The 7177-nt window shown below is 60.3% G+C and carries 5 protein-coding genes; 3 read left to right on the top strand and 2 right to left on the bottom strand.

Translation table 11 applies throughout. The annotated features are described in order from the left end of the window. Positions 1-105 precede the first annotated feature (105 nt). The 3 genes from JWQ61_RS02735 to JWQ61_RS02725 are packed head-to-tail and all read left to right on the top strand — an operon-like array spanning position 106 to position 5006. Complete coding sequence (locus tag JWQ61_RS02735; protein WP_304359161.1) at positions 106-4125, top strand: FAD/FMN-binding oxidoreductase; 4020 nt, start codon at positions 106-108, stop codon at positions 4123-4125. A gap of 2 nt (positions 4126-4127) precedes the next feature. Continuing rightward, the gene (locus JWQ61_RS02730; RefSeq protein ID WP_304359160.1) at positions 4128-4556 is read left to right on the top strand and encodes an HIT family protein; all 429 of its coding nucleotides are present in this window, start codon (positions 4128-4130) and stop codon (positions 4554-4556) included. Positions 4557-4574: 18 nt separating this feature from the next. Next, positions 4575-5006, top strand: a complete 432-nt coding sequence (locus tag JWQ61_RS02725; RefSeq protein WP_304359159.1) for a DUF971 domain-containing protein — start codon at positions 4575-4577, stop codon at positions 5004-5006. A 44-nt stretch (positions 5007-5050) separates the two neighbouring features. Here JWQ61_RS02725 and JWQ61_RS02720 read toward each other — a convergent pair whose 3' ends face one another. Both JWQ61_RS02720 and JWQ61_RS02715 read right to left on the bottom strand, forming a co-directional pair. Further along, positions 5051-6181 carry a 2-aminoethylphosphonate--pyruvate transaminase gene (locus JWQ61_RS02720; RefSeq protein ID WP_304359158.1) on the bottom strand — a complete coding sequence of 377 codons (1131 nt, stop codon included), beginning with the start codon at positions 6179-6181 and terminating at the stop codon, positions 5051-5053. Between the two features lie 46 nt (positions 6182-6227). Beyond that, positions 6228-7177: ABC transporter permease subunit (locus JWQ61_RS02715; protein WP_304359157.1), on the bottom strand; the 950-nt coding region annotated here is incomplete at its 5' end.

The following is a 7177-nucleotide window of genomic DNA, read 5'->3' as shown; positions in this document are numbered from 1 at the left end:
CCTTGCACTGCACAAATCGGCATCTTGCCTTCGTGAAGTAGCGCGATAAGCTAAAATGCGGGTTCAGTAGCAGCAGTCAACGCAGTAGTCCACTTTCATAGACCAATGAACGCCCCAGTCAAAATCCAGGCATTATTGTCAGACGCGCCACATGGCGCCACTCCCACGCGCTTGCGCGAAATTCCCTATAACTACACCTCGTTTTCAGACCGCGAGATCGTGATCCGCCTGCTTGGCGAAGCTTCCTGGCGCCTGCTCGACGAACTGCGCAGCAAACGCCAGACCGGCCGTTCCGCCAGGATGCTGTACGAAGTGCTGGGCGATATCTGGGTAGTGCGGCGCAATCCGTATTTGCAAGATGACATGCTGGACAATCCAAAGCGCCGCCAGGCTCTGATTGATGCATTGCATCATCGGCTCAGCGAAGTCGACAAACGCCGTATCGTCACCGACGAGGGCGATGTCAGCCGCGATGCCGCCAGCGATGAAGAAGCGAAAAAGCGCAGCGAAAATGTCGAAGCGCTGCTGGCCGCGGCGCGCAAGGCGATTGCCGCCTTCTCCGACGAATTCCGCCAGACCTACGACCTGCGCAAGCGCACCAACAAGATCCTGGGCCGCTACACCGCCAAGGACAACATCAAGTTCGACGGCCTGTCGCGCGTCTCGCATGTGACCGACGCCACCGACTGGCGCGTCGAATATCCGTTCGTGGTGCTCACGCCTGACAGCGAAGATGAAATGGCCGGCCTGGTCAAGGGCTGCATCGAACTCGGCCTGACCATCATCCCGCGCGGCGGCGGCACCGGCTACACCGGCGGCGCGATTCCGCTGACGCCGTTGTCGGCGGTCATCAACACCGAAAAACTGGAGCATCTGGGCGCAGTCGAAATGGCTGTGCTGCCGGGGCTCGATAAAGAATACGCCACGATTTATTCGGGCGCAGGCGTGGTCACCAAACGCGTCTCGGACGCCGCTGAAAAAGCCGGTTTCGTGTTCGCGGTCGATCCTACTTCGGCCGAAGCCTCCTGCGTCGGCGGCAATATCGCCATGAACGCCGGCGGCAAGAAAGCCGTGCTGTGGGGCACCGCGCTGGACAACCTGGCCAGCTGGCGCATGGTCGATCCGAACGGCGACTGGCTCGACGTCACCCGTCTTGACCACAACCTGGGCAAGATCCACGACACGCCGCTGGCGCGCTTCCAGCTGGAATGGCGCCATCCGGCTGAAAAAGGCCGCCCAAGCGAAAAGCCGTTCAAGACTGAGGTCCTGGAAATCGCCGGCCGCGTATTCCGCAAGGAAGGCCTGGGCAAGGACGTCACCGACAAATTCCTGGCGGGTTTGCCTGGCATCCAGAAAGAAGGCTGCGACGGGCTGATCACCTCCGGACGTTGGATCCTGCACAAGATGCCGAAGCACACGCGCACTGTCTGCCTGGAATTCTTCGGCCAGGCGCGCGATGCGATTCCGTCGATCGTCGAGATCAAGGATTTCCTCGATGCTGAAACCAAAAAGGGCGGCGCGATCCTGGCCGGCCTGGAGCATCTGGATGAGCGTTACCTGCGCGCGGTCGGCTACACCACCAAATCGAAACGCGGCGTGCTGCCGAAGATGGCCCTGTTCGGCGACATCGTCGGCGACGATGAAAACGCGGTAGCGCAAGCGGCATCGGAAGTGGTGCGCATGGCGAATAACCGGGTCGGCGAAGGTTTTATCGCGGTCAGCCCGGAAGCGCGCAAGAAATTCTGGCTGGACCGCGCCCGCACGGCCGCCATCGCCAAACATACCAACGCCTTCAAGATCAATGAAGACGTGGTGATCCCGCTTAACCGCATGGGCGAATACACCGACGGCATCGAACGCATCAATATCGAACTGTCGGTGAAGAACAAGCTGCAACTGGTGGACGAACTGCGCGATTTCCTGCTCAAGGGAAATCTGCCGCTGGGCAAGGGCGACGACGCCGACGGCGACGACATCCCCGCTACAGAAATCCTGGAAGACCGCGTGCACCAGGCCGAGCAGCTGCTGGTCGAAGTGCAGGCGCGCTGGACTTACCTGCTGGCCAACCTGGACAAGCCGCTCAAGGATGCGAAAGACGAACTGGCTGCATTGGGGCTGGAAAAACTCGACCTGGTGTTCGAGCAGCGTCTGCTGCAGCAACCTGGCGCCACCGTGTTCGACGTGGTGCAGGACCGCACCGTGCGTGTGTCCTGGAAGCAGGAAGTGCGCGCCTTGCTGCGCCAGATTTTCAACGGCGCTTCGTTCAAGCTGATCCTCGACGAGTGCAGCGCGGTCCACAAGCGTGTGTTGCGCGGCCGCGTGTTCGTCGCTCTGCACATGCACGCCGGCGACGGCAACGTCCATACCAACCTGCCGGTCAATTCCGACCACTACGAAATGCTGCAGGATGCGCACGCCGCGGTGGCCCGCATCATGACCCTGGCGCGTTCGCTGGACGGCGTGATTTCGGGCGAGCACGGCATCGGCATCACCAAGCTGGAATTCCTGACCGAAGACGAAATCAAGGATTTCCGCAGCTACAAGCTGCGGGTCGATCCGGAAGGTCGCTTCAACAAGGGCAAGCTGCTGAACCTGCCCGGTTTCGAAGCCGACCTGAGCAATGCCTACACGCCGTCGTTCGGCCTGATGGGCCACGAATCGCTGATCATGCAGCAAAGCGATATCGGCGCCATCGCCAACAGCGTCAAGGACTGCCTGCGCTGCGGCAAATGCAAGCCGGTGTGCGCCACCCACGTGCCGCGTGCCAACCTGCTGTACTCGCCGCGCAACAAGATCCTGGCCACTTCGCTGCTGGTGGAAGCCTTCCTGTATGAAGAGCAGACCAGGCGCGGCATCTCGATCAAGCATTGGGAAGAATTCGAAGACGTGGCCGACCATTGCACGGTCTGCCACAAGTGCCTCACGCCATGCCCGGTCGACATCGATTTCGGCGACGTCTCGATGAACATGCGCAACCTGCTGCGCAAGATGAACAAGAAATCGTTCAATCCCGGCACCACGGCTGCCATGTTCTTCTTGAATGCCACCGATCCTGCCACCATCAACATGACGCGCAAGGTCATGACCGACTGGGGTTTCAAGGCGCAGCGCCTGGGCAACGACATACTGAAGAAATTCGCCAAGAAGCAGACCAAGAAGCCGCCTGCGACCGTCGGCAAGGCGCCGATCAAGGAACAGGTGATCCACTTCATCAACAAGAAGATGCCTGGCAACCTGCCGAAGAAGACCGCGCGCGCCTTGCTGGATATCGAAGACGACAAGATCGTGCCTATCATCCGCGATCCGAAGAGCACCACTGCCGATACCGAAGCCGTGTTTTATTTCCCGGGTTGCGGTTCCGAACGGCTGTTCTCGCAAGTCGGCCTGGCTACGCAAGCCATGCTGTGGCAGGTCGGCGTGCAAACCGTGCTGCCGCCGGGTTACCTTTGCTGCGGTTATCCGCAGCGCGGCTCGGGCGATTTCGACAAGGCCGAGAAGATCATCACCGACAACCGCGTGCTGTTCCACCGCATGGCGAATACCCTGAACTACCTCGACATCAAGACTGTGATCGTCTCCTGCGGCACTTGCTACGACCAGCTGCAGTGCTACCAGTTCGACAAGATCTTCCCAGGCTGCCGCATCATCGATATCCATGAATACCTGCTGGAGAAGAACCTCAAGCTGGAAGGCGTCAGCGGTACGCGCTACATGTATCACGACCCTTGCCACAGCCCGATGAAACTGCAGGATCCGATGAAGACGGTGAATGCCTTGATCACCACCGACAGCGGGACCAAGATCGAGAAGAACGAACGTTGCTGCGGCGAGTCCGGCACCTTTGGCGTGAGCCGTCCGGATGTCTCGACCCAGGTCCGTTTCCGCAAGGAAGAAGAGATGAACAAGGGCGCGGACAAGCTGCGCGCCGACGGTTTTGAGGGCGACGTCAAGATACTCACTTCCTGCCCGTCCTGCCTGCAGGGTTTGTCGCGCTACAACGACGATTCCGGCACTACCGCCGATTACATCGTGGTCGAGATGGCGCGCCACCTGCTGGGCGAGAACTGGCTGCCGGACTACGTTGCACGCGCCAACAACGGCGGCATCGAACGGATCCTGGTGTGACCATGGCTATGCATTCGGCTGATTGCGAACTGTGCAACGGCGACGGTGGAGAAATTCTCCTCCGTGCGGAGAGATTCCGCGTGGTGCTGGTCGACGATGCGCAGTACCCGGGATTCTGCCGCGTTATCTGGCATGACCATGTCAAGGAAATGACCGATCTGCCGGTGGCGGACCGCAGCACGCTGATGGCCGCCGTGTGCAAGGTCGAATCTGTCGTGCGTGCCGTGATGCAGCCGGAAAAAATCAACCTGGCCAGCCTCGGCAACATGACGCCGCACCTGCACTGGCATGTGATCCCGCGCTATCCGGACGATGCGCATTTCCCCAGTCCGGTCTGGGCCGAAAGCCAGCGGCAGCCGTCGCCGGCCAGCCTGGTCCAGCGGCAGGCGTTGCTGGGCGCGCTGCGCTCGGCGATATCCGAACAGTTTTAATCTAACTCGTACATACCCATGACCGGCTCCAAACAATCAGCGCCCGCACCTGTCCCGGTGTCATTCACAGTGCATAAGCAATCGTGCAAGCTGGAAGTCGCTTTCGACGACGGCGCGGTTTTTTCGCTGCCGTTCGAACTGATGCGCGTCTATTCGCCATCGGCCGAAGTCAGCGGCCATGGTCCTGGGCAAGAGGTTTTGCAAACCGGTAAGCGCAGTGTCGAAATGGCGGCGCTGGAACCGGTCGGCAATTACGCCGTCAAGCCGACCTTCTCGGACGGCCACGTCAGCGGCATCTATACCTGGGCCTACCTGTACAAGCTGGGGCGTGACCAGGAAGCGATGTGGGAAGACTACCTGAAACGGCTGGAAGCAGCGGGTCATACCCGCGAAGGCGGCCGCGACCTGCCAATGACGGCCAAGAACGCCGGCGGCCACGGTTGCGCATAAGCTGAGCGGATTCTGCCTTTGCAAAATCCGGTGGTTGCACTATCTTAAGAATTGCTGGCGTTCCTTGCCTTGATTCCCATCTCCCGCAGCGCATCGCCTATCGCATGCACTGCCTGCCGCATTTCCTCCGCACCGATAGAACCTATGCAGCCGACCCGGAAAGTTTCCGCCTGGGTCAGCTTGCCCGGATACAGGACGAATCCTTTGTCGCGCACCCGGTTGTAGAAATCCTTGAATTCATAGCTGGCGCTGTTCGGCGCGTGCATGGTGACGATGATGGGCGCCTGGATTTTTGCCGGCAGAAACTGGATCAGCCCCAGCTCGCGCATGCCTGCCATCAGGGTGTCGTAGTTTTTGGTGTAGCGCGCAAGCCTTGCCGGCTGGCCGCCTTCTGCGAAGAACTGGTTCAACGCTGCGTGAAAAGCCACCACGATGTGGGTAGGCGGCGTGAAGCGCCATTGCGTGGTTTTTTCCATGTAGGCCCACTGGTCGTGCAGGTCGAGCGACAGCGAACGTGAATTGCCTGCGCTTTTTTCCAATACGCTCTTGCGCACGATCGCAAAACCCATGCCCGGCGGCCCTTCTATGCATTTGCCGCTGGCGGCGATCAGCGCATCGAAACTGATCTTGGCGGCGTCGATTTCCAGCGCGCCGAAGGAACTCATGGCGTCGATGATCAGGCTCTTCTTGTGTTGCGCTACTACTTCGGCAATTTCTTGCAGCGGATTCAGGATGCCGGTGCTGGTTTCGCAATGGATCACGCCGATGTGGGTGATGCTGCGGTCGTTGCTCAGCACGCGTTCGACATCGGCGGCGGTGGTCGGCACGTCCTCCGCCGTTTCGAATACCGAGACCTGGCGTCCCATCATCTCGACGATTTTCGCCATGCGCTTGCCGTAGGCGCCGTTGATCAGCACCAGCATGTGGCCGTTGCGCGGCAGCAGGGTGTTGATCGCGGCTTCTATCGAGAACGTGCCGCTGCCCTGCATCGGCACGCAGACATGGCTCTCGTGGGCGTTGGCGATGTCCAGCAGTTGCTGGCGCACCTTGCCGGTGATGGCGTTGAACGAGGCATCCCAGGAACCCCAGTCCTGCAGCATGGCGCTCTTGGTGGCGAGCGAGGTGGTCAGTGGTCCGGGAGTCAGAAGAATCGGGTCGCGGCTTTGCAGGCTCATGATATTTCCTTTGGTCTGGTGCGGGTTCGGTTGCGGTTCAAATGGTTCAGGTCTGGCGCCAGCTTTGCGCCTTCTTCAGCAGCACGCGCGTGGTCAGCGCGTACAGGATGCAGACGATGGTAGACGTCAGCACGATCAGGGTTCCCATCGCCGCCGCCGGTCCGATCTTGCCCTCGGCTTCCAGGTTCAGCAGCGCCACCGAGGCCAGCGTGGTGTCAGGAGAGTAGAGAAACACCACCGCCGAAATGGTGGTCATGGCGTTGATGAACAGGTAGCGGCCGATGTCCAGGATCGCCGGCAGGCAGACCGGCACCGTCACCCGCAGGAAGGTTTTGTAGAAGGGCACCTTGAGCGAAGCAGACACCGCTTCGAACTCGTTGTCGATGGCTTTCAAGGCGGTGACCGCGGTCAGGTAGCTGGAGGTAAAGTAATGCACTACCGTCGACAGCACCAGGATCGCCATGCTGCGGTACAGGAAATTAAGCGGATTGTCGGGGTGGTTGAAAAACATGATGTAACCCAAGCCCAGCACCAATCCCGGCACGCCCATCGGCAGCATGGCCAGCAGGCGGATCACCGGCCGCGCAGCTTCCATGCCGCGGGTCTTTTCAACCAGGTAGGCGCTGCCGAAAATCAGCACGATGCCGCTGGCGACTACATATGCAGCGAGGCGCAGGCTGTTGAAATACGATTCCAGGATGCCGTCCTGGATCAGCCCGAAATAATAGTGGTCCCACACCAGCGTCAGGTTGTAGGGCCAGAGCTTGATGAACGAGGTGTACACCGCCATGCCCAGCACCGACAGCAGCAACAGGCAGACCAGGCCGCAGTAGCTGAACATCAAGGCGTCGAACAGGCGATGGCGTTTGGGTACGAACGGCACCGCGCGCGCCGACAGCTGCGATTGCAGCTTGCGCCGTATGGTGAAGTCGATGGCGAACGCCATCAGCGCCGGCAACAGCAGCAGCAGGCTGACCACGGCGCCCTTGTTGAAAT

This window comes from Collimonas fungivorans (genome assembly GCF_028292705.1).
Taxonomy (GTDB): domain Bacteria; phylum Pseudomonadota; class Gammaproteobacteria; order Burkholderiales; family Burkholderiaceae_D; genus Collimonas; species Collimonas fungivorans_B.
The sequence above is the reverse complement of the archived record's forward strand: the minus strand, read 5'-3'. Positions and strand labels throughout refer to the sequence as shown.